Source organism: Rhodococcus sp. NPDC127593 (genome assembly GCF_042671975.1).
In the GTDB taxonomy this organism is placed as follows: domain Bacteria; phylum Actinomycetota; class Actinomycetes; order Mycobacteriales; family Mycobacteriaceae; genus Rhodococcus_F.
In genome coordinates this window covers 28098-48093 of record NZ_JBHXWI010000066.1, presented here as the reverse complement: position 1 = coordinate 48093, position 19996 = coordinate 28098, and the positions used below count along the sequence as shown (strand labels likewise).

Annotated in this window: 21 protein-coding genes and 2 pseudogenes; 4 read left to right on the top strand and 19 right to left on the bottom strand. The window is 67.9% G+C overall.

Annotated features, from left to right (window positions below):
• Window positions 1–179: 179 nt before the first annotated feature.
• Window positions 180–326, bottom strand: a complete 147-nt coding sequence (locus tag ACFVJ3_RS40865) for a hypothetical protein (RefSeq protein WP_378457483.1) — start codon at window positions 324–326, stop codon at window positions 180–182.
• A 25-nt stretch (window positions 327–351) separates the two neighbouring features.
• Window positions 352–1065, bottom strand: coding sequence for an alpha/beta fold hydrolase (locus tag ACFVJ3_RS40860; RefSeq protein WP_378457482.1), 714 nt, complete (start codon window positions 1063–1065; stop codon window positions 352–354).
• Between the two features lie 539 nt (window positions 1066–1604).
• Here ACFVJ3_RS40860 and ACFVJ3_RS40855 point away from each other — a divergent pair.
• Window positions 1605–2174, top strand: coding sequence for a TetR/AcrR family transcriptional regulator (locus tag ACFVJ3_RS40855; protein WP_378457481.1), 570 nt, complete (start codon window positions 1605–1607; stop codon window positions 2172–2174).
• Between the two features lie 80 nt (window positions 2175–2254).
• Here ACFVJ3_RS40855 and ACFVJ3_RS40850 read toward each other — a convergent pair.
• The 9 genes and pseudogenes from ACFVJ3_RS40850 to ACFVJ3_RS40810 all read right to left on the bottom strand — a co-directional run bounded on the left by ACFVJ3_RS40850 (window position 2255) and on the right by ACFVJ3_RS40810 (window position 12124).
• Window positions 2255–3111 (bottom strand): annotated as a pseudogene (locus ACFVJ3_RS40850) (IS5 family transposase).
• A gap of 288 nt (window positions 3112–3399) precedes the next feature.
• Window positions 3400–4314, bottom strand: coding sequence for a hypothetical protein (locus ACFVJ3_RS40845; RefSeq protein WP_378457480.1), 915 nt, complete (start codon window positions 4312–4314; stop codon window positions 3400–3402).
• Window positions 4315–4831: 517 nt separating this feature from the next.
• Window positions 4832–5161: a hypothetical protein gene (locus ACFVJ3_RS40840; RefSeq protein WP_378457479.1), complete on the bottom strand. Its 330-nt coding sequence runs from the start codon at window positions 5159–5161 to the stop codon at window positions 4832–4834.
• Between the two features lie 457 nt (window positions 5162–5618).
• Window positions 5619–6428: an N-formylglutamate amidohydrolase gene (locus ACFVJ3_RS40835; protein ID WP_378457478.1), complete on the bottom strand. Its 810-nt coding sequence runs from the start codon at window positions 6426–6428 to the stop codon at window positions 5619–5621.
• Between the two features lie 46 nt (window positions 6429–6474).
• Window positions 6475–6735 carry a hypothetical protein gene (locus ACFVJ3_RS40830; protein WP_378457477.1) on the bottom strand — a complete coding sequence of 87 codons (261 nt, stop codon included), beginning with the start codon at window positions 6733–6735 and terminating at the stop codon, window positions 6475–6477.
• The gene (locus tag ACFVJ3_RS40825; protein ID WP_378457476.1) at window positions 6732–8732 is read right to left on the bottom strand and encodes a cutinase family protein; all 2001 of its coding nucleotides are present in this window, start codon (window positions 8730–8732) and stop codon (window positions 6732–6734) included. Before ACFVJ3_RS40825 ends, ACFVJ3_RS40830 begins: the two co-directional genes overlap by 4 nt.
• Before the next feature lie 361 nt (window positions 8733–9093).
• Window positions 9094–9891 carry a hypothetical protein gene (locus ACFVJ3_RS40820; protein ID WP_378457475.1) on the bottom strand — a complete coding sequence of 266 codons (798 nt, stop codon included), beginning with the start codon at window positions 9889–9891 and terminating at the stop codon, window positions 9094–9096.
• Window positions 9891–11783: a hypothetical protein gene (locus ACFVJ3_RS40815; RefSeq protein ID WP_378457474.1), complete on the bottom strand. Its 1893-nt coding sequence runs from the start codon at window positions 11781–11783 to the stop codon at window positions 9891–9893. The genes ACFVJ3_RS40820 and ACFVJ3_RS40815 overlap by 1 nt, the downstream gene beginning before the upstream one ends.
• Window positions 11780–12124: a hypothetical protein gene (locus ACFVJ3_RS40810; RefSeq protein ID WP_378457473.1), complete on the bottom strand. Its 345-nt coding sequence runs from the start codon at window positions 12122–12124 to the stop codon at window positions 11780–11782. The genes ACFVJ3_RS40815 and ACFVJ3_RS40810 overlap by 4 nt, the downstream gene beginning before the upstream one ends.
• A gap of 107 nt (window positions 12125–12231) precedes the next feature.
• Between ACFVJ3_RS40810 and ACFVJ3_RS40805 the strand changes: the two genes are divergently transcribed.
• On the top strand, window positions 12232–12402 hold the full coding sequence (locus ACFVJ3_RS40805; RefSeq protein WP_378457472.1) for a hypothetical protein: 171 nt from the start codon (window positions 12232–12234) through the stop codon (window positions 12400–12402).
• A 206-nt stretch (window positions 12403–12608) separates the two neighbouring features.
• On the opposite strand, the gene ACFVJ3_RS40800 is transcribed toward ACFVJ3_RS40805, so the two are convergent.
• The 4 genes from ACFVJ3_RS40800 to ACFVJ3_RS40785 all read right to left on the bottom strand — a co-directional run bounded on the left by ACFVJ3_RS40800 (window position 12609) and on the right by ACFVJ3_RS40785 (window position 15226).
• On the bottom strand, window positions 12609–13241 hold the full coding sequence (locus ACFVJ3_RS40800) for an RES family NAD+ phosphorylase (protein ID WP_378457471.1): 633 nt from the start codon (window positions 13239–13241) through the stop codon (window positions 12609–12611).
• Entirely contained in the window at window positions 13238–13831 is a 594-nt protein-coding gene (locus tag ACFVJ3_RS40795; protein ID WP_378457470.1) for a helix-turn-helix domain-containing protein, read from the bottom strand. Before ACFVJ3_RS40795 ends, ACFVJ3_RS40800 begins: the two co-directional genes overlap by 4 nt.
• 190 nt (window positions 13832–14021) lie before the next feature.
• On the bottom strand, window positions 14022–14207 hold the full coding sequence (locus ACFVJ3_RS40790) for a hypothetical protein (RefSeq protein ID WP_378457469.1): 186 nt from the start codon (window positions 14205–14207) through the stop codon (window positions 14022–14024).
• 311 nt (window positions 14208–14518) lie between these two features.
• Complete coding sequence (locus tag ACFVJ3_RS40785; protein WP_378457468.1) at window positions 14519–15226, bottom strand: hypothetical protein; 708 nt, start codon at window positions 15224–15226, stop codon at window positions 14519–14521.
• A gap of 400 nt (window positions 15227–15626) precedes the next feature.
• Between ACFVJ3_RS40785 and ACFVJ3_RS40780 the strand changes: the two are divergent.
• Window positions 15627–16058, top strand: a pseudogene (locus tag ACFVJ3_RS40780) (phospholipase D family protein); the annotation flags it as partial.
• A 53-nt stretch (window positions 16059–16111) separates the two neighbouring features.
• Here ACFVJ3_RS40780 and ACFVJ3_RS40775 read toward each other — a convergent pair.
• The 4 genes from ACFVJ3_RS40775 to ACFVJ3_RS40760 all read right to left on the bottom strand — a co-directional run bounded on the left by ACFVJ3_RS40775 (window position 16112) and on the right by ACFVJ3_RS40760 (window position 19086).
• Complete coding sequence (locus tag ACFVJ3_RS40775) at window positions 16112–16843, bottom strand: hypothetical protein (protein ID WP_378457467.1); 732 nt, start codon at window positions 16841–16843, stop codon at window positions 16112–16114.
• Window positions 16844–17335: a hypothetical protein gene (locus tag ACFVJ3_RS40770; RefSeq protein WP_378457466.1), complete on the bottom strand. Its 492-nt coding sequence runs from the start codon at window positions 17333–17335 to the stop codon at window positions 16844–16846.
• Between the two features lie 385 nt (window positions 17336–17720).
• Window positions 17721–18035: a helix-turn-helix domain-containing protein gene (locus tag ACFVJ3_RS40765; protein WP_378457465.1), complete on the bottom strand. Its 315-nt coding sequence runs from the start codon at window positions 18033–18035 to the stop codon at window positions 17721–17723.
• Window positions 18025–19086, bottom strand: coding sequence for a tyrosine-type recombinase/integrase (locus tag ACFVJ3_RS40760; protein ID WP_378457464.1), 1062 nt, complete (start codon window positions 19084–19086; stop codon window positions 18025–18027). The genes ACFVJ3_RS40765 and ACFVJ3_RS40760 overlap by 11 nt, the downstream gene beginning before the upstream one ends.
• Before the next feature lie 225 nt (window positions 19087–19311).
• Here ACFVJ3_RS40760 and ACFVJ3_RS40755 point away from each other — a divergent pair, with 225 nt between their 5' ends.
• Entirely contained in the window at window positions 19312–19728 is a 417-nt protein-coding gene (locus ACFVJ3_RS40755) for a hypothetical protein (RefSeq protein ID WP_378457463.1), read from the top strand.
• The last annotated feature ends 268 nt before the right edge of the window (window positions 19729–19996 follow it).

The following is a 19996-nucleotide window of genomic DNA, read 5'->3' as shown; positions in this document are numbered from 1 at the left end:
CGCCACGAGTTCCACGGCGAGTGGAACTACACACTCCACCCCGCACCCGACGACACGCCCGAACCGAGCTAGATTAATTCATCACAAGCCCTTAGCCTGGTGAATCCCGCCGCGACGACGCTCGTGTTCTGCTTACTTCGACCGGTTACGTCTCATGGCAGGAACGTCAACAACGGCGGCTACGTCGTCTCGCGCTGGATGAGGGCGAGGATGGCGCCCGCGCCGGGTCGGCTCGGCGCTGCCGTGGCCGGAGCGCCGGCCGTCGAGAGGATGCCGGTGGTGAGATTGCCGGCCGCTGCGGTGAGGTCCATCCCGACGGTGGTCAAGGCCGGTACGGCGCTCTCGGGGCGGTCACGCCACCGCGTTCAACAGGTCGGCCAGCACGTCGGGCCGTTCCAGGGCGATGAAGTGACCGGCCTTCGGCACCTGTGTGAAGTCGGCGGCCGGCAGCAGCTGCTTGTTGGCTTGCCGGTCCGAGGGCCGGGACCAGTCGTTCTCCCCGTAGACGAGGTGGACGGGCGCCTTGACCTCGGGGTAGCGCGAGCGGGCCGCGATGAGGCTGGGCAGGCTCTGGTACACGGCGCGGGCGACGGTCGGGTAGCCGGGGCGGCCGCCCACCTGGAGGAGCTCGTCCACATAGTCCTCCCGCAGCGCGCTCTTGTCGCCGAGGCCGCCCTGAAGGATCTTGCGGAGGGCGGCCTTGGGCTCCACCCCCGCGATCACCGGCCCCACTCCCGGCGCCAGGACACCGCTGACCACCACACGGGCCAGGAGACTGGAGCGGGCGATCCCGCCGCGGAAGTCGTAGGTGTTGACCGCGACGACGCGCCGTACCCGCTCCGGCAGATCGGCCGCGGTGGTCAGGGCGAGCACCACCCCCATGGACTCATGCAGGTCGAGTTCGGTGAGGAGCCGCTTGACGCCCGCGCGCATGGCCGGCTCGTCGTACGACGCGCCGGGCACGATCTCGGAGTAGCCCATCCCCGGCAGATCGAGGGCGTACACGGTGTACTGATCTGAGATCAGCGGGATGAGGTGGCGGAAGTGCTCGGCCTGAGTGCGCACGGTGTGCAGCAGGACCAGGGGGGCACCGGTGCCCGCCTTGAGGTAGCGCAGCGTTCCCTCGCGGCTGTGGCGTCCTGCGCGCGGGGCGATGGTGTGGCTGGTGGTCCCCCCGGAATGTGGATCGTGGGACGTGACTCCTGGCCGGGCATATCGTCATTCAATGTGGTCATGACTGCCTCCACGGAACGTGGAGACTGATCGGTTCCACTACGGTAAACCGATCGGTTTCGAGGCGCAAGTTCAAAGATGGCTCCGCTCGATCCTCTACTGCGACGCCCAGGGCGACGCGGTACGACCGCAAGGGGCTGCACCGCATCCGGATGGAGACGACGCCCGAGAGGACCGCCGTCCCGGCATAGCGGCAGGTCCCCCAGGATGGGGCTGTTACTCGGAGTGGCCCCGGCGTGTGTCGCCCTGCCGGGAACTACGGGCGCGCACGCCACCAGGCTCGGCGCCCCCAGGCCGTCGCTGAGCCTTTTCCGGAAACCCATGTAAACCGATCGGTTTTCATTTCGTCCGTTTCGGGTTAACCTCGCGGTATGACCACCGAAGTGAAACCAAGCCCCAGGGAGCGGCTGCTGGAGGCGGCGGCCACGCTCACCTACCGAGACGGTGTCGGTATCGGCGTCGAGGCGCTGTGTAAGGCGGCGGGGGTGTCGAAGCGCTCCATGTACCAGCTGTTCGAGAGCAAGGACGAACTCCTGGCAGTAAGCCTGAAGGAGCGCGCCGCCGCGTACGTGGCGACTCTCCTGCCTGCGGCGGACGACGGCCGATCACCCCGCGATCGGATCTTGCACGTCTTCGAGCAGGTGGAATCGCAGGCAGGGGCACCCGAGTATCGAGGCTGTCGGTACCTGGCCGTGCAGATCGAGCTCAAGGATCAGAGTCACCCCGCGAGCCGGGTCGCCCATCAGGTCAAGGCGAACCTGACCGCCTTCTTCCGCGCCGAGGCCGAGCAGGGCGGGGCAGGCGATCCCGACTTGCTGGCCCGGCAGCTCAGCCTGGTCTTCGACGGCACCAGCGCCCGCGCGGGCATCGGAGCGGACAAGCTCACGGGACTCGTCGCACCCACGGTGACCACCCTGCTCGACGCGGCAGGCGTGCGCTGACGCATCACCTTTCCAGAAAGCTCCCTCACCGCCGGCACCCGGGGGAAGCCCGATGGCCGTAAGAGGGTGTTTGAAAACCGTCAGGTTCGGGCGAGCCGCCTCGTCATGGTCGCGATCATCGCGATGTGAACCATGGCCTCGTGGTGGTCGGGTCTGGTTTCGTAGTCGCGCACGCAGCGGCGGTGCTTGTTGATCCACGCGAAACTTCTCTCGACCACCCACACGCGGGGCCGGACGTGGAAACCCGTGGCGCCGGGGATACGTTTGATGATCTGCATAGGCAGGGCGAGAACGTCTTTCGCCCAGACGGGCAGCCGTCCGGGATAACCGCCGTCGGCCCAGACCAGCCGGACGGTGGAGAATCTGCCGCGCAGTGCGGCCAGCAGTCGGTGCGCGGCGTCGCGGTCCTGGATCGAGGCAGCGGTGACGACGACAGCGAGCAGCCGTTCACATCCACGGCAACGTGTCGCTTGACGCCGTTCGTTCTCTTGCCGCCATCCCAGCCGCGGCTCGATCGGGGCACGGTATCCGCGGCCGGCACCGTCTGCGAGTCGATGATCGCCGCGGTCGGGCACCGGTCCCGCCCGTCCCGCACCCGCAGGCGGTCGCGCAGCGCGTCGACAATGCGCTGCCACGCGCCGCTGTGGGACCAGCGGGCGAAGACCGCGTACACCGTCCCGGCTGGCGGGAACTCCACCGGCAGTTGCCGCCACGCGATACCACCGCGGACGATGTACAAGATGGCGTCCACTATCATACGGCGGCAATACTTCTCGGGTCTGCCGCCGCGGCCTGCCGTGCTGCCCGGCGCGGGCAACAGCGGTTCGAGGGTCGCCCACTCTGCGTCGGTGACCGACGACGGGTAGACGGCGCAACCGTGCTTGCCCGCCGCGTGGGGCGGGCACGACAGGCATGGCGGAATCGGCGATGATGTCATTGTGGGCTCCTGGTGTGGTCGGGGACTTGGTACTTTCCGACCCAACCAGGAGCCTCTTTCTTCGATTCTCAGCGAGGCACACGCCCGCGATCGCGAGTTCTCAAACACCCTCTCAGCCACCCGGTGACCCGCCGGACGCTGGGCGCGGCCGGCCTCGAGGGCGGCGCGGTGTGGGCGGCGCGCAGTGGCTGCAGGAATCGGCGTACGGTCTTGGCGCTGCCGCGGTAGCCGAGTTCGGTGATCTCGCGCGTGAGGACTGCCGCGTCGACACATCCGCCGGCGACGCGTTCACGCAGGTAGGGTGCGTACTCGTCGAGCAGACTGCGGCCGGTCCGTGTAGTTGGCAGCAAGTCTTTTTGCATCGGCGGCGCGGGCGAAGCGCCGGACCGTCTTACGGTCGAGTGGCAGTGTCCGGGAGATATACGAGATCGTTCTGCCCTGCGAGAGCAATTCATGGACGGCGGCGTGGCGTTCCCGGGTTCGGGTGGCCAGGCGACTGTCAGCCATGCCACTTTCGGTCGGGTCGGGAGGCGCTGAGCAGGGGTTGTCGATCCCGTCGTTGGAGCTCGTGGTCTCGGTGGGTGGGTGCAGGTCGGCGCGGTGGCGGATCACCGTCTTCTCCACCGCCGGCGAGGTTGTGCCACAGGTGCCAGCGGTCGGCGACCTGGATCGCGTCCGGGGCACCGGTGCGGACGCCTTCGGCGTACGCCCCGGCACGATCTCGGCAGACCACCTCGATCTCTTCGATGACCGCGCAGCCAGGTGGCGACGGTGCCGGCGGTGCGGTCGGGCAGCAGGTCGATCGGTGTTCGTGTCTTCATGTCCACCACGACGGCGGAAGTAGACGTGGCCTCGGCGGAGTGCGAAGTCGTCGATACCGAGGACGGGCACCTCACCGATGGGTCGGTCGGGTATCGACCGCACTGCCCGCAGCAGGGTGTCCCGGCTGACGGCGACACCGAGTCGGCCGGAGAGTCGGGCGCCGGCCCGTCCTGCCGCGGCCAGGCCGATCGCTTCGATCATCGCTGTCCCCGCCGGTGTTCGCCGACTCCACCGCTCGGTCAACCCCGCGATCTGCTCGGCGAAAGTTCTTGCCCCGCAGTCAGTGGTGTCGCAGAAGAACCGGCGGGCACGGACATCGATCAAGACCGGATGCCCGCCGATCGCGGTGTCGGTCAACTGTCGGCGATACCGCGAATGCACACGAGTGGCCTCACCACCGCACCGCGGGCACCACGCTCGGTCACCTCGGGAACGGGCCCGGATTCGGATCGTCGATCCGACTCGCCAAACACCGACAACATCGATACCTGCCAGATGCGGGAGCAGGACCCGCACACCGTCTTCAGCGCACCCGGAGAATCCTCACCCGACCTCGTCGATGCAGGTCAGTGACACGCCGAGCGGCTTCACGAAAATTGCGCCAGATCCGTTTTTCATGTCCGCCGACAGTCGGCCGCCGAGACTTCGACGTCATCGACGAAGCCAAGACGGTCTCACTCCCCTGATCGGCGAGTGCGAACCGTCGAGGAGACAGAAACGGAACTCGCCAATTCCAAGGGTCCGAGCTCACAACGAAGGCACCTGCTCCAACTCACTTCGGAACTCCAACCGCGCTGTGCAACGGCGAACCCACCATTCGCACCGTTCGCTCGATCGCTCAGGACCCGGACGGGTCCGGCGTTCGTCGGACGGGCCCGGCGTTCGTTCGGCACCGGGGTCACCGGCCGAGGTCCGAGTGCGTGCGCGCTGCGTGTACCCCGTGGTCGTAGTCGTCGACGTATACGCCGGTGCCGCGGCGATAGGTCGAGTCGGCCGCCCGGGGGTTGTGGGCCATGAACACTACGTCGGGCCGTCCGCCGTTGAACTGTCGGAAGGTGGTGTAGTCCCAGCCGTCGGGTGCGTAGTCGTCGTTCCAGCGCAATCGGGCGACCGCGACGAAGCCGGCCTTGCTGTACAGGTCGGGGAGCACGGTGTCGAAGCAGTCGAGGCGCCGGCCGCCTTGGGCGACCGCTGTTCGCCTCGTCGTTCCATTTCTGCTCGATCGCACGCCGCTCCGGCTCCGGCATTTCCGGTGTCCAACCCTCCTGACGGGCCCAGAACGCCTCGCGCTGCGCCTGGGTCAGTGTCGGTTCGTTGCTCATGATTGGTGTCCTCATCTGTGGGGCCATGCTGATTATGGCGCAGCGCGGCGACCTGCCTGGCACGCAGCTGTTGGCCCGCCGTGAGGCGGTGGTGCAGACCCGTGCGGGTGGAGGTGTCGGATTCGCGGTCGATCTGTTCACGCAGCTCGGCCTGTCCGCCGGGGGTGGAGTCGTAGAGTGCCCGGTTCTCGGCGACGGCGGTTTCGGCGCGGCGGACGCGTTCACCGAGCGTGGTGTCGTCCGGGTTGCGTGCGAGCGCGGAGCGGGCGGCGGTGAGTGTGCGGCGGGCGCGCTGCAGGCGGGTCCGCTGCAGGCGGGTCCGCACGTGTGGGGAGCAGCGGGGTCCCGGTTTCGGCTGGCACATCAGTGTGCGGCTCCCGCCACGGAGCACCGGTCCACCAGGGCGGCGAGCATACGGGACAGGGCGTCGAGTTTGGTCGGGTCCGGGGTGTGATCGGCGGTCAGGTACTGGTCGCGGCGGAGTTCGATCATCACCGCGCTGACCCGGGAGTCGGAGCGATACCGGCTCAGGGGCACATAGCAGCCGGCGTACGGGGCGTTGAGGGCTGACTCGTCGAGTCCGGCGAACGCGGCCCGTACCTGTGCGGTCAGCGGTTCGGGGGTGTGAAAGTCGTCGGTCCCGATGCAGAGCGGAGGTCTGGGCCGGGTGGGGTCTTCGAATCCGGACGGGTACCGCGGGTAGGAGTGCACGTCGATGATCACCGCGGCTCCGGTGGCGGCGAGCCGGTCGTCGACCAGGTCGGACATGGTGGTGGCGTAGGGATGGAAGTAGGTGTCCATCAGGTACTGGGTGTCGGGTGCGGGTTCGGGTCGCAGCAGGGTGCCGGTGCAGGTGCGGGTGTAGACCGCTCCCCTGCCGACCGTGTTCATCGGCTCGTCGTCGCTGGGGAATCGTTCGGGGTCGATGACCAGACGGGAGACCTGGTTGATCGCCAGCCAGGGCCTGCCCCGGTCTGATCCGGTGTAGTTCGCGGCACCCTGGGCGATGAGGTCGGTTGCGGTGTCGGTGGATTCGTCGAGTTCCGTTTCCAGTTCGGCATCGGAGGGGAGCAGCCCCTTGCGCACGGTGTCGGGGATCGCCCGGGATGCGTGCGGGACGTGCAGGATGACCGGGGAGGCGGGATCACCCGACTGAATGCGGCAGATCGTCATGACAGGTCCTGTTCTGATGTGGTCGGGCGGGGGGATGTCGGGGCGGTCATCGCTGGTGACCTTCCGCGGTGCGGACCGCCTGGTTGCGTAACAGGTGTCGGTCGATCTGCCCGGTGCTCAGCGCTTCTGGGCGATGCCCGAGGTGGAACAGTCCCGTGGTGTGCGGGCAGACGAACACCGCGAGTCCCTTCTCCCCGGGGTGCCTTTTGCGGACGGCTCTGGCGTCCGCGCGGCTGTGATAGCCGCGGTGATGACACTGGCTGCAGAAGGTCCAGCGGGCGGCCGGGTTGTGGGCGCGGAAGGTCATGCGGACCGTCCGATCTGAATATTCAGCCAATCGGACAGCCAGGTAATCGCGTCGCGCCCCGCGTTGTCGACGACGAGGGCGCGGTAGTTGGTGTGGGCACCGGAGGTGAAGAAGCTCGCGGCCTCGAGGCCTTCGCCGACCAGGGCGGTCAGGTCCTCGGCGCCCTGGGACTGGGCCATGGTCGTCAGTGAGCCGGTCAGCGCCGGCAGATCAAGGTTCGGTGTCTGGGTGCTGGGGTTGGTGGCCGCGTACGAGGTTTTGCCGAGGAGTTCCGGTGGGGTCTTGGATGCTTTGCCGGAGAGCATGTTCACCGCTACCGAGGCCAGGTCGAGGCCGACGGGGACGAGGCCGGCCATCGCGGCCCCGGCTGCGAGGGGGTCGGGTGCCTGTCCGGGTGGCGGGAGCAGTTTCTCCACCGCGGTCCAGGCGATGTCCTGGATCCGGCCGACCAGGGTGGCCAGCCGGATGACGTCGACGCCTCCCAGGATCGACGCCACCAGTGCGGCGATCTGGGTGTAGCCGGTGGGGTCCGGGATGAGCGACAGCACCTGGGAGACCCAGCGCAGATCCACGGCGGCGGCCATCTTCACCAACGGCGCGAACTGGTTGTTCAGCTCCCCCGCCACCTGATGCGCACCGTGGGCGTCGAGGGCGGCGACCTTCTGCGGCAACACCGTGAGGTTGCGGAGAATGCCCGGGACGTCGAGAGCGGTCACCCCGGTCGCGACATTGAGAACCTGGCCCACCACGGTGGCCGGTTTGAGCACCGACAGCACGGTCGAGGCCGACGACAGTGCATCGGCGGGAACCGATGTCAGCGGGGCGAGGTGGCCGCCGAGGGGGGTGGCCGCGGTCGACAGCTGCGCCGCGTCCCCCGATGTGGCGGTAACGGTCGTAGTCCCCGAATCGGCCAGTTTCAGTGCGGTGTCGGCGATCGTCGTCACCGTGTTCAGTGCGGCGGACAGGTCGGAGGCCCCGGCCTGCGAGATCACCTCGGCGGCAGAGTGTTCGGGGCTGCCGACCAGGGCGGCGGCGAGCTGCCCGGTGGCGGCACTTGCGGCCCCGGAGTCGATCAGATCGGCGATCGGGGCGAGTGTGGTGGCGATGGACTTTGCCGTCGCCGCCACGCCGCGAACGTCGACGTTCGGCTCGGCGAGTTGCTGGCCGAGGGTGGCGACACCCCGGCCCAGTGCGGGCAGGTCGGCGCCGGAGAAGTCGGAGGTCAGCGCGGTGGCCAGCCGGGTGTTGCCGCCGCCGTTGCTGGTGTCGCCATTCGTGCTGGTATCGCCGTGCGTGCTGGGAGTCTTGCTCAGGATCGACCCGAGCGAGCCGAGTAGTGGGTTGTCGCCCTTGCGGATCGAGCAGTACAGGTCCCCGGGGTCGCAGATCGAGGCGACCCGGCCGGAGAGTGTGCCCATGCCCTGCGGGCGTGGGTCGGCGATGCCGTGACCGGAGGTGCGAGGGCCGACGATCGCCGCCCCCTGGGTGCCGGCGCCGGGGTCGGCGAGCAGGCCGACGGCCAGGACCCGGTCTGCCGGGACGGGCCCGTGGTCGTTGCCGATCTGAGAGGCGAGGTCGCCTGCGGCGTCGGCGCCCTGGGAGTAGCCGGTGATCGTGAACTTCGTGTTCGTGCACGTGTTCGCCACGTCGGTGAGTACCGTGGTGGCGTTGGTGAGGGCGTCGAGTTTGCTGTCGGCGTAGGTGTGGCCGTTGTCGAACGCGCGGGCCATGTACGGGAGGGTGTAGACCTTCGCTCGGTCCCCGTGGGCGGCGGTGATGGCGTCGGCGACCGGTGCGAGGATCCCGACCGGCCGATGGGGGTCGGCGTGCTCGGAGGTCTCCCAGGTCCCGGGGATCAGCAGGTTGAATGTCGCCACACAACCGGTGGGGTCGGCGTGCGCGATCGCGGGGGTGGTCACCGCGACACTGCCGCCGGCGACGGTCGCGCACGCAACGAAAGTCACCAGGTTGCGGGCTCTCCAATATCTTGCGGGCATGGGCACCTCATCTGTAGGGACGAGCGTTGACGCTCACCCCGCGGTGCGGGTTCCGGGATGCCACGCGCAGCCTCCGAGGAATTCACGCCGGTGGGGGTGAGGTGCATACGGTGCCCGAATCCGGCTGCCAATCTCAACGGGGTATGGGGATAACTTCTTCTGCCCGGCCCTCATTGGAGGGTCGTCTGCTACCCGGCCGCCGCCGCGCACTCCCGTAGCGGTGCGAGAACCGCTAGCTCCGATATCAGTGCTGCTGCGATAGCAGCGCTTACCGACATAGCAGTGCGTTCGGCGGCAGCGGTGCTTCGCGATCTGACTGTCGAAAGCGTCACGTCCCCCTGTGATTCGCTCCCGGCTGGGATCAGATCCAGTCGATGTGGACGGAGTCGATGTGGTCGAAGTGGAATCCGAACTGGTCGCTGTACTTGTCGAAGCCCTTGTTCTCGGGGTAGTCGAGGGTGGCGTGCCGCTCGAGCAGTGCCACGACCCGGGCGTGATCGTCGTTGGCCAGCGCGGCGGCGAGTTCGCGGGACTCGTCACTGGTGAACGGGGTGTCCGAGTTCGCGAAATCCAGGGTGCGGACCCGGTAGTCGTAGCCCTCGTCGGCGCCGTTGCGGACCATGACACCGCCCCTGACCCGGATGACCGCCTTCTTCGGGGTTCCGTCGGGGCGCAGTACGCCGGCGCGTTTCATGATGTCCTCGGCTTTGACGTTTTTGAGTTTCTTGCTGGCGTCGGCCCGCAGCTCGTTGGTGTCCCCGGACCGGTATCGGGAGACTGCGGAGCGGGACCGGCCGATCTTCGCGGCGACGGCGTCGATGCCACCGAGGCGTTCGATCGCGGCGCGGCGTTGGGCTCGCTCGAGGACATCCGGGTGCGGGATGCGGCCTTGTTGCGCCCAGCGGCGCAGTGTGCGGTCGGACGGGGGTGTGCGGCCGGCATCGATCGCGGCCTGCCGCAGGCCCTCGTTGCCGAGCTCGGTGCGCAACTGTGTGACGGAGACCTTGCTGGTCAGTCCGGCCAGTCCGCCGCTTTTGACCTGCTTTGATTTTTCCACACCGCTGGTCGCGGCGTTGGCGACGGAGACCTTGAGGCCGTCGAGGCCGACCGCCTGCTGTGCCGGCTTGGTGGTGCGGGGTTTGGGAAGATGCAGGGCCATCAGTCGTCTTCCTCGTCGGCGAAGGCGGCCTTGATCGCAAGGTTCACGTCGTGCACGTCCTCTGCCGAAGTGAAGGCGGACAGGAGTGTGTCGGTGAGGACCACGTCCTTCTCGACCGACATCTTCCCCAGCGCCTCGCTGGGGTCGGTGATGTCCTCGCCGTCGGCGAGGAGGTACACCCAGGAGTCGGTGACGGTGCGGACCGGCCAGCGGCCGTGCTCGCGGGCAATCCGCATCGCGACCCGGCGGCCCCGCCACCGGCAGTGCGCGATGATCGACGCACGCCACAGCGGTTGGTGGTGATGTTGCATCCGGGTCGCGGTCCACATGTCCGGGTTCACCATCCGCCCGATGTAACCCTTGTAGCAGGTGCCGAGGAACCGCTTCGTTGCTGCGTCGTCGGTGTCCACCGCGGCCTTGCGGGCCTCGCGCAGGATTTTGGCCCACTTGTCCAGGGCGCGGCCCTGCTCCGGGTAGACCCAGGCCTCGGCGATGTCCACATCGTCGAGTTCGGCGCCGATCCCCCCGTCCGCCACCGGTGAGCACAACCCGTCGAGGCTGACCGAGGTGACCCAGGTCTGTACCGGTTGGTCCGCGAGCATGTGCGGGTGCGCAAGAGGTAGCTTCTCGGGCAGCGACAAAGTTTGCCCCGCGGGCAGGGTGATCCGCCACAGCCCGAACGGGGCCCCCTTCTCCCCCACCGCCGCCGCGGCCGCTGCGTTACCAGTCAGGTGCTGGGGCTGCCCGTAGCCGAACTCGAGCATGCCCGCAGAGGCGAGGTAGGCGGCGCGCTGATCGATGGACACCAACCGGCCCGTCCCGTCCAAATCCTGCGCGTCGGGGACGCGTGTCCAGCCGACAGCGGGTTCGAGATCTCCCCGCGGCGGGCCGTCCAGCGGTGGGACCGACCCCGGTGTGGTGACAACGATGCCTTTGCCGCTGCGGGTGCGTTCACGCTTGATTTTGTCGACGATCGCGGCTCCGGTTCGCGCCGGTGTCGGCCCCGGGAGCACCCCCAGGTGCTGGGCGCACCAGGCCAACCGGCGACCGAGTTCACGTGCTGCCGGGAGGTCGTCGTCCGGGAGATACGTTCCGGCGGTGGGTGAGCCGAGGATGCCCATGTCTCCGACCCGGTTGTGCCAACCGAAGTCCTTGTTCCAGTAGGTCCATACATAGGGTTCGATCACGACATCGACCATCGAGGTGAAGTTCCCGATCGAGCGGGACAGGTGCACCACGTGCCCGGGATCGCCGCGAAGTTCCCACCCCGCGTTCAGCAGTGGGGTGAGGGTGGCCTGGAGGACGGCGGTCAATTCTTGGGCGGCGCGGTTGCGGAGGGCTTCCATATCGTCGACGTCGTCTTCGCTGCCCGGATCAATAATCCACCCAAGCGATTCGCATGCGCCCTGTCCGACGACCCAGATCTGTGCGGGGGCTCCCAACGGTGTCAGCGAGGCCCAGCGGATCAGCTTGTCCAGCTTCTCGACCGAATCGACCGGACCGGTCAACTCCCGCCCGGACGGTGTGTACGTCCCCGCAGCGGTCACGATCAACGCATGGCCATCGGCGTCTTCGCCGGCGGGCAATGTCTCCCACACCGGCGTATCCGCTGCGTCGCTGCCAGCCGCGTCGTCGGCCACCTCGTCGCTGTCCACCTCGGGAGACGGTGGGGTCGGGGCGTCGTAGGCTTCGGCGACATCCGACTGCTCGGACGATTCAGGATGTCCAACAACGGCTGGCTCCGAGCCCGCCTGATCGGCTGCGACGAAGACACCAGCATCGACGGAGGCAGAGTCGCCGTCGGGGACAACGTCATCGGTGGAAGCGGGAGACGCCGTCAGGGTCACCTCGGGCAGTCCGAACAGAGGAATCTGCTCCCACGGACCGCTCATGACTCCTGCTCGGCGATCCGGCCGTCGAGATCTGCCGGCGGGACGCTGTAGCGGTCGAAGAACTCCTGCAGGGCCACGTCCACGACGTTGGTCACCGTGGATTGGCGATTGTTCACCAGCCAGGTCAACCGGGCCTCCGTCGAGGCCAGCACCCGGGTATTGAGCGGAACTTTCGCCGGTCCCTTCCGCGGTTCCAACTTCGCCGTCAACTCCGGACTCGGCGTTTCCGCATCGGAGGAGCCTTTCGCGCCGGGAGCGCGCTTCCCCGACCCCGCGGCGCCACCTCGGGCTCCGGTCGGGCGGCGACGGGCGCCGCCTTCGGAATTTCCCACCTTCGCCATCCCCACCCACTCGCATTCCGCGTGCCGCCCGTGTATTTTCGCCGAGATCAGACTACCTGCTACGCGCCTGTTTGCTCGTATTTTCACGCGCACGTTAGCTTGCATCTTTGCGCTTAGAATTTTGTGCGGACAAGTGCGATCGACGGAACGAGCAGCGGTGGCTCGACGAGGCGATCCCCGCCCTCGGCGGTCACACACCGCGCGAGTGCGCCGCCGACCCCACCCGCCGCGACGAGCTGATCCGGCTGATCCCGCAGCAGGAGCTGCCGGGGCGATGAGCGCAGGCCGGCTGCGGGAGGCTTTGGGGCTCTAGGATTCCGGCTGCCGCCCACACACCGAACGTGACTACGTCGCCGCACCCCGCCGACCGTGGCCTGCTGGGCGACGGTCGGCGGGGTGAGGTAGGCGCGCGGGTTGGTGCCGATCCGCAAAGACGCGGCGACGACGATCCGGTCGAATCCGATCGGTTCGGGCTGGGACGGAGTTAGACCGTCGATGCGTATCCGATGCTGCGTGCGGCGGTGCGGAGGATCGGCCGCATGCGCGGGTGATCGAGTCGTCGAGTGAAGTCGGGGTCGGCGGGGAACGAGTCGGCGGCGGGGTTCCACAGGACGACGTTCGGAAGGCCGGTCATGGTGGACGATACATACAGACCGTCGAGATGCGGCCATGTCAGGTGAATGGCGCGCGCCCAGGTGCGGCACACGGTACGCGGTCCGTGAAGCAGCGCGTACGAGGCTTGGTTACGTACCAGCCAGGTTTCGGTGAGATTCAGCAGATTCAGGGGACGGGCCGGGCGCCACCCGGTCAGGGCAGGCGCCCCGATCGTGGTGTCGATCGTTCGTGTCGCCTGGTACACCTCGGCCAACGCGGTGGCGACATCGCCGGCGGCGTAAAGGACGCCGATGGTGGTCGCTGCCGCGGCGGGGCCGGGGTGTGGGTCGTAGCGCATGGATGCGATCGGCCCGTAGGTGCGCAGAGTCCGCCAGGACACGACGTGTGGACCGGTGGTGCGGTGGATCCGCCACAGCACACCGTCGTAGGCCAGGATGTCATCCGGATTCAGGGTGAGCGGCGTTCGCGGTGCCCGCGGAGTCTTCGGGTTCCGACCGCTCACCAGGTGTCGAGGGATTCCAGGAGCGCGGCCACCGGGGCGGGGTCCGCCGCGGCGGCCAGATGCTCGAGCGGGGTCCGGTCGCCGAGGTCGGGTTGCGGGGTGTGCATGAGCGCGGCGACAGACACGGGGCTGACCATCGAGGGGATGGCCGCCACGACAGCGCTGAGCCCCGGCAAGACATCGTCACCGACGAACTGCCATCGGGGGAGGCGGCGATGCCCGTGCAGATCGAACGCCCACAGCGTGCGCGCGGTGAGCCGCCGGGACACCACCGACCTGTCGATGCCGAGCAGCTCCGCTGCCTCCTTGACGTCCAGCGAATCCGCGAGCGCCGTCACGGTTTGCCGCGCGATCTCCACCGCGCGAGCGCGGATCTCGGCCACCGGCGACCACTGGTCGAGGACTTCGCCGACGCCCTCGCCGGCGTGCGCGCGGAGGAACTCGATCTCTCCGGCCGACAACGTGTCCGATGCGGCAGGTACCGCGGTGAGCGCAGCATCGAGTTCGCGAAGCATCTCACGGGCGGAGAGGTCGACGTGATGCTTGGCCAGCAGCGCGTCGAGCGAATCCACCTTCTCCACCGACCTCATATGCACATCCTAGCTCCCGTGTGCACTGTTGTGCACGTTGGGGTCGCCGGGCACCTGCCAGATTCCGGTTTCCGGGCGACCAGATCGCACACTGCAGACGGCCCAGCCGCTGCGCATCGGTCGCGACTCCCCCTCGCCGGCGACCGCAACGACCGCTCCGATCTACCTCGTCGGTTGTGGCCCACGGCGTTCAGACCCGGGCGACGTGCGCGATCGATCTCGTGGCACGGATCCACACCGGTCGCCTCGGCGATAGCAATTCTGACCCGCGCCCGTTGCTCGAGCGCAGCGTGGCCCATCCCGCCAGGTCGGCGCCCAGGTCGATGACGGACGCCGTTCCGCAGTTGTCGACCCCGCCGGTCAGGGTTCCACGCACGATCTCAAGAGATCGGCGACGATCCGCGGATCGTCGCGCCCGGGGTCGACTCGTACAAGTCGACTGCCTGCCGGCGGACTCCTCCGAATAGTGTTTGTCGTGCCATGGTTGAAGTTCATCTCGCTTCCCCAGCTAGCCGACAACGAACATCCGCCGCTCGTCCACCATGATCCAACCGAACTCTGCCGGTCCGTCTCTGTGGTGTCCGGCTGGTCGTGGTGCTTGCCGTTTTCGTGCCGGCGTGTGCTGTTGCTCGGCCTACCGCCCGTGGAGTCGGGTGTTCCCCTCGACGTCGGGTGTGTTCGTGGCGGTCACATCGGTCCCGCGGCCACCGAGAAGTGGAAGTTCCCCGCACCCACGGACCGCTCGAGGGTCCGAATGACAGCAGTCGGATTGTCGTAGGGCCCGTTGAGGTAGAACGGCTGACCGTCCCTACCGAACTCGATCCGACCCGGCCCGTCCCACTCACCCAGGAACGCGGCTGCATCATCATCGAAGGCGCCGGCGGGCTCGAAACCGAGCCCACGCGCATAGTGCACCGCCCCCAGGATCAGTTCACGGCCGAGTTCAATCGGAATCTCCACCGCCGGACGGTCGAACGCTGCGTAGTACGTGCGGATGGCGCTGGGGATCCTGCCCGCGTCCATGGTTTCGGGGTCACGGGCGTTTTTCACCCCCAGGCAGTGCACGTCGGCCAGGTAGCCTCGCAGCGTCGCCCGACCACGCCGCCCCTCTCGTGCCACCAACACCTGCGCGAAGCCTTCGGCCTCACCGGCGGGAGCGTCCAGTTCCGCCCACTCCGGATGACCCTCGAGGCCCAGCCCGACACTCCAGCCACAATTGACCCAGCACCCCAGCACCCGCCCCAATCCTCGGGACGCCGCAGCCTCGGCAGCGATTCGTCGCACCAACGGCGCCACCACCGACGGCCGCACGCCCAGAGCACGCGCGATCACCTTCGGCGGGACACCCTGCTCCCAACGCCGCCGCACCTGCTCGACCAAATCCACATCGTCCATGGCCCCCATTCTGCTTCACCGATCGGGAACCCCCGCGTCTGCACATATCCGCACATGTTGGGCCAAGTAAAGGGCGGTGATACCCATCGTCGGCGTCCAGCACGTCGTTCGCGGCGCCACCCCTCCGTCATCGGCGGGGACGGTCGGCTCACAACCCCTTTCGATGCGCCGGCGCCGGGGAGCGTGTTGCACCCTGCGGCACGAGAACCGTCCTCGTTACCGCCGAGCCGGACGAGGCAGTTCAGTGAGTGTCGCGAAAGGCTTTGCTCGATCTCCGCGGGATGCGGCCGCGGGAGGAAAGTCGTAGCCGCCGCTCAGCATCGGCCTCCGATCGTGAGCAAGCCTTGGCCCCAGGGACCGTCGCCACCCGGGCCGGGCGGGCCGATTACCGTCTGTCGGTATGGGGACCACCTTCCACGGGCCGAGCCCGTGGCCACACATCACCCTCGCCATCCGCACCCGAGGCGCCCGATACGCCGCGATCGGCTACCTCGGACAGGACGCACCCGACCTGCTCCCGCTGCGCGCCGGGGACGTCTTAGTCGTCAACGCCTCCAAGGCCGCGGTCCGTGCGCATGCCACCTCGCCCGCCGCCCTCGCCTACTACCTCGGCAAAGGCGTCCGGGTTCTGTCTTCACCAACCCTGCATGCGAAGGTGATCGCCACCAACCGGCGAGCGGTGGTCGGTTCGGCGAATGCCTCCGAGAACTCCACCTTCGCTGACGATGCCGTCATCATCACCGATGACCCCGAGGTCGTTGCCTCAGTGCGGAAATTCATCGACGGCATCGACGAGATCACCGAAGTCGATCAGGTGTTTATCGACAACGCCAACCGCAAAGCGCACAGGTTCGTGCGAACGTGTGCACGGTGACGCCTGAAATCTCACAGGTCCGCGAGCAGGGTGGGATCGACACGGTCGGCGAAGTAGGCCAGGACGCCCTCGGCGCACATGCCGTAGGTGGTGGCAATCAGATTGGGATCGTGGCTGTTGGCCAAGGCCAGCAGTCGGGAGGCGCGCAGCGTGGAGATCGTGGTGTCGGCGGGGTCGAGGAGGTGGCTGAGGTAGGGCCGGGACGCCGGTGTCCGCCCGGATCGGGTTCGGCTGGTGACGATGACGTGGGGATTGTGGGTGCCGGATGTGCGGTGCTCGAGGCATCGGGTCAGTGCGGCCCAGGTCGCCGGGTCCAGCGGGATCGGTTGTGGGCGGCGGCCGAGCCGAACCGTGCGGTGCTGGTGATCGATGTCGGCGAGCTGCAGGTGACGCAGTTCGTGCTGTGAGGCACCGTGGATCAACGACATCAGGCCGACGAGGGCCTCGTTCGGCGCCACCTCGGTTGATGTGCACCAGCGCGTGAACAGTTCGCGCTGTCGCGAGCGCGGCAGGGTCCGTCCATGGAATCCGCGGGGCGTGCGCACGCGCAGCTCGGAGGTGGGATCGATCAGGATGAGCTTGCTGCGGCGAGCGAAGCGGAAGAAGTGGCGAAGTCCGCCCAGGGGGCCGCCGGCCGGCGACACCTCGGCGAGGTAGTCCTCGATCACGGCCTTGTCGACCTGCGCCCAGTCCTCGATCCCGCGTCCGACGAGATGACATGACAGGTCCCGGACCTGGGCCAATCACTTGTCGATGGTGGTGTCGGCGCGGGGCCGGGTCCCAGCGCGGCGGGCGCGGCCTCGTTCGTCGAGCATTGCGCGTTCGAACGCGGCGACGGCGGGCCGCAACGGTTCGGGCACGGCCTGCACGCGTCGCGCCCGGCGACCGGCCGCGAGCCGCTGCGACTGGTCGGTGGGCAGGGCAAGGCCGCGGGCGGTGAAGAAGTCCTCGAGCACCTTCGCGAGCGACCCGATCGAGCGACCGGGGATGCGGGCCCGGTCGAGTAAGGTCTGCGGCATCGCCCGTCGCTCGGTGCGCAGCAGCGCCCCGAGCTGACTCACCAGACGTGTCGCCAGCGCCGGACAATACCGACTCGACACATGGATAGTGAAGTCCCACAGCCAATTCGGCGGATCATCGAGTTCGGCGAGGAGGTGCTCGGCGCGGGTGTAGGGGCGTTGGGGGCAGCGTTGCCAGCAGCGGTTGCACAGCCTCGCCCCGCCGCCGCGGATCACGCGCCCGCATTCGGTGCATGCGGCGGCCGGCTTCGGCGCCGGCCCCGGTTGTGAGCACGGTCCGCACCAACCGGTGTGTTCGCGTAAGTAGCGTCGCGGCCGCAACGCGGACAGCGTCGGCGGGCGGCGGCGAGGTCGTGACGGCGGCGGCACCGCAGGCACCGGCTCTCGCCCTTGCCGCGCACGGCGGCACCGCAGTCGTGGCAGGTGCGCGAACACGACCGGCATCGCCCGGTGTCCGGACTCAAGACCCGCTCGATCCCGCAGCGGGGACACGGCGACTTCGCCGCAGCGGCGACCGCGTTGCGCCAGCACCGGCAGCACAAATCGCGGCCCAGTCGGCCCCGCGGCCGACCGCAGCGGGTGCAGTCCCCGACCTTCTTCGTCACACCGGCGGCATCGACCGGCCGCCGACGCGCCGCGCCGCGGGCTCCGACCCTGTCGGCGCCGAGGGCTCGGCGGGGACCCGATCGGGCGTGGTGTCGAGGTCGAACAGGTCGTTCGGGGTGCAGTCGAGCGCAGTGCACAACGCCAGCAGCGTGCTGAGCTTGATCTGCGAGGGTTCCTTGGTGAACAACGCCGACACCGACGCCGACGACAGCTCGAGTCCGCCGCGTTCGGCGAGCAGACGGCGCAGCTGGGTGCCGGTCCATACTTCCCGTTGCGCCGCGGCCATCCGCAGTTTCCATCTAATGTGCATCATCATCTCCCTGCAGGAACGCGACGGTGTCGGACACCGCGCTCCGGTAGGCGTCCTCGATGAACGTCTCCGACGGACGGACGTACCGCATCGTCGATCCCACCGTCCAGTGCCCTAACATCTGTTGTATCGCAACGAGATCGACTCCTCGTTCGTAGTTGTGGGTGGCGCATGCCCGGCGCAGCGCGTGCGGGCTGAACCGGTCCGCCGGCGAGCAGTGCTCGAGATCCTGCAGATACCGCAGACGGTTGCGGATCGTGCCCCGGGCCATCGCACCACCACTCCGATCGCAGAACAACACCGCCGATTCCGGCAACTTCGGTCGTACATCCTCGAGATACCACCGCACCACCAGATCGAGGTGGTCGAGCATCGGAACCCACCGCGGCCGCGGCCCGGAGGTGCGGGCACCCTTGCCGAACCGCACATGCAACTTCCCGAACGGGCCCTGCCCGAAATAGACGTCCGCGATCTCGCGTTTGGACGCCTCATCGGAGCGCAACCCGGCGTGATACAAGGTCCGGAACAGCGCATAATCCCGGGCCGCTGGCGCGTACTTGCGAGCCGAGCCGACCCGTTCCTTGAGGAAGTCGAAGAAGACGGCCACCCGACTCACGCTCGGAGGTGGAAGCAGCCTCGGTGAATCGTCACCGACATGACGGCTCGCATTGAACTCGCCGATCGGGTTCGTCAACCGCACCCCGAACAACGCCTCGATCTCCCCGGCGCGGCGGGTGATCAGGAACCGGTGAAAACTGCTCAGCGCCTGCACATATCTGCGTCGAGTCGACGCCAGCAAGCCGTCCGCGGCCATCGCTCCGACCACTCGATCGACATCGTCGGCGGTGGCCTCCCACACCGGTTTGCCCAGCGCCGCCAGCATCCGCTCGAGCTCACCTGTCTCGTTCTCGATGGTCACCGCACTGAAGCCTCGGACCACCCGCGAGGTCACGAACGCCTCGACACATTCGAGTTGAAAGGTCAGCGGATCGGTCGACGCGTGGGCGACCTCGACCGTCCTGCCCTGCACCACACGAAATGTGTGACTCATACCACACAGGTTAAGGCCACCTTGCTCGTCAAGGTGGTACCGACACGAACGGAATCCCACCTCAAAAACAGTGGACTCCCCAAACCGGGCTGAATGACCAGCTCGCAGGCAATTTCCGAGAGAACGAACCTATGCCACTTCCAATCGAATGGGAAATCGGCCGGGCGGTGCCAATCCCTGGAGTCACCGGCCGAATCCGATTTTCTGCCCGTCCCGGTCACCCGGATGTTCGTCAAACATGCCGTCGACTACACACCCAGCCCCACCGAACAACACGTGATGGAACAGCCGCGTGCACGACAGCGGACCACCGCCGGGCCTGCGGTGAAGTACCAACTCGAATCGCTCCGCCTCGATAGACCCAGCGCTGTCCGGCGCGGCGACGTGATGGTCTTTGTCTCCGCCGACGACGAATGGATCTACGCGCCAGCTGTCGTGGTGTCCGATGCCGTTCGGATCCCGCGGTCGGGCGGCGCAGTGCTGTACTTCCTCCGCATCCGCGCCGACCTGCCCCCGCTTCCCCTCTCCGATGCCGCGGCGGCACTCGCCGACCTCGGGCATCCCAGCCCGCGACTGCAGACCGACCACTACGTCCGCTCCCCCGCCCTCCGCGCCGCACTACTGGCGCTGTGGAACCTGTGATGTGAACGCCTCCAGCGCTCGTAGAAAGTCTCGATCACCGGGATCTCCACCCTGTAACGCCATCGACCTGGCGCCGCGCGCGTAGGTCGCTCGTGTCGCGGTCGTCTGTCTGACCGCGGCACATGTCTGTTGACTTCTGACCGGAGGCGAGCTCGGCTTGACGGGCTGTCAGAGCCGCGGCCGACGATGGATCTACCGTCGGGCGAGAATCCAGAACCGGTGCCGGGTAACCGAACCCAACGCCCGTCCGTCAGCACTTGGCCCGGGA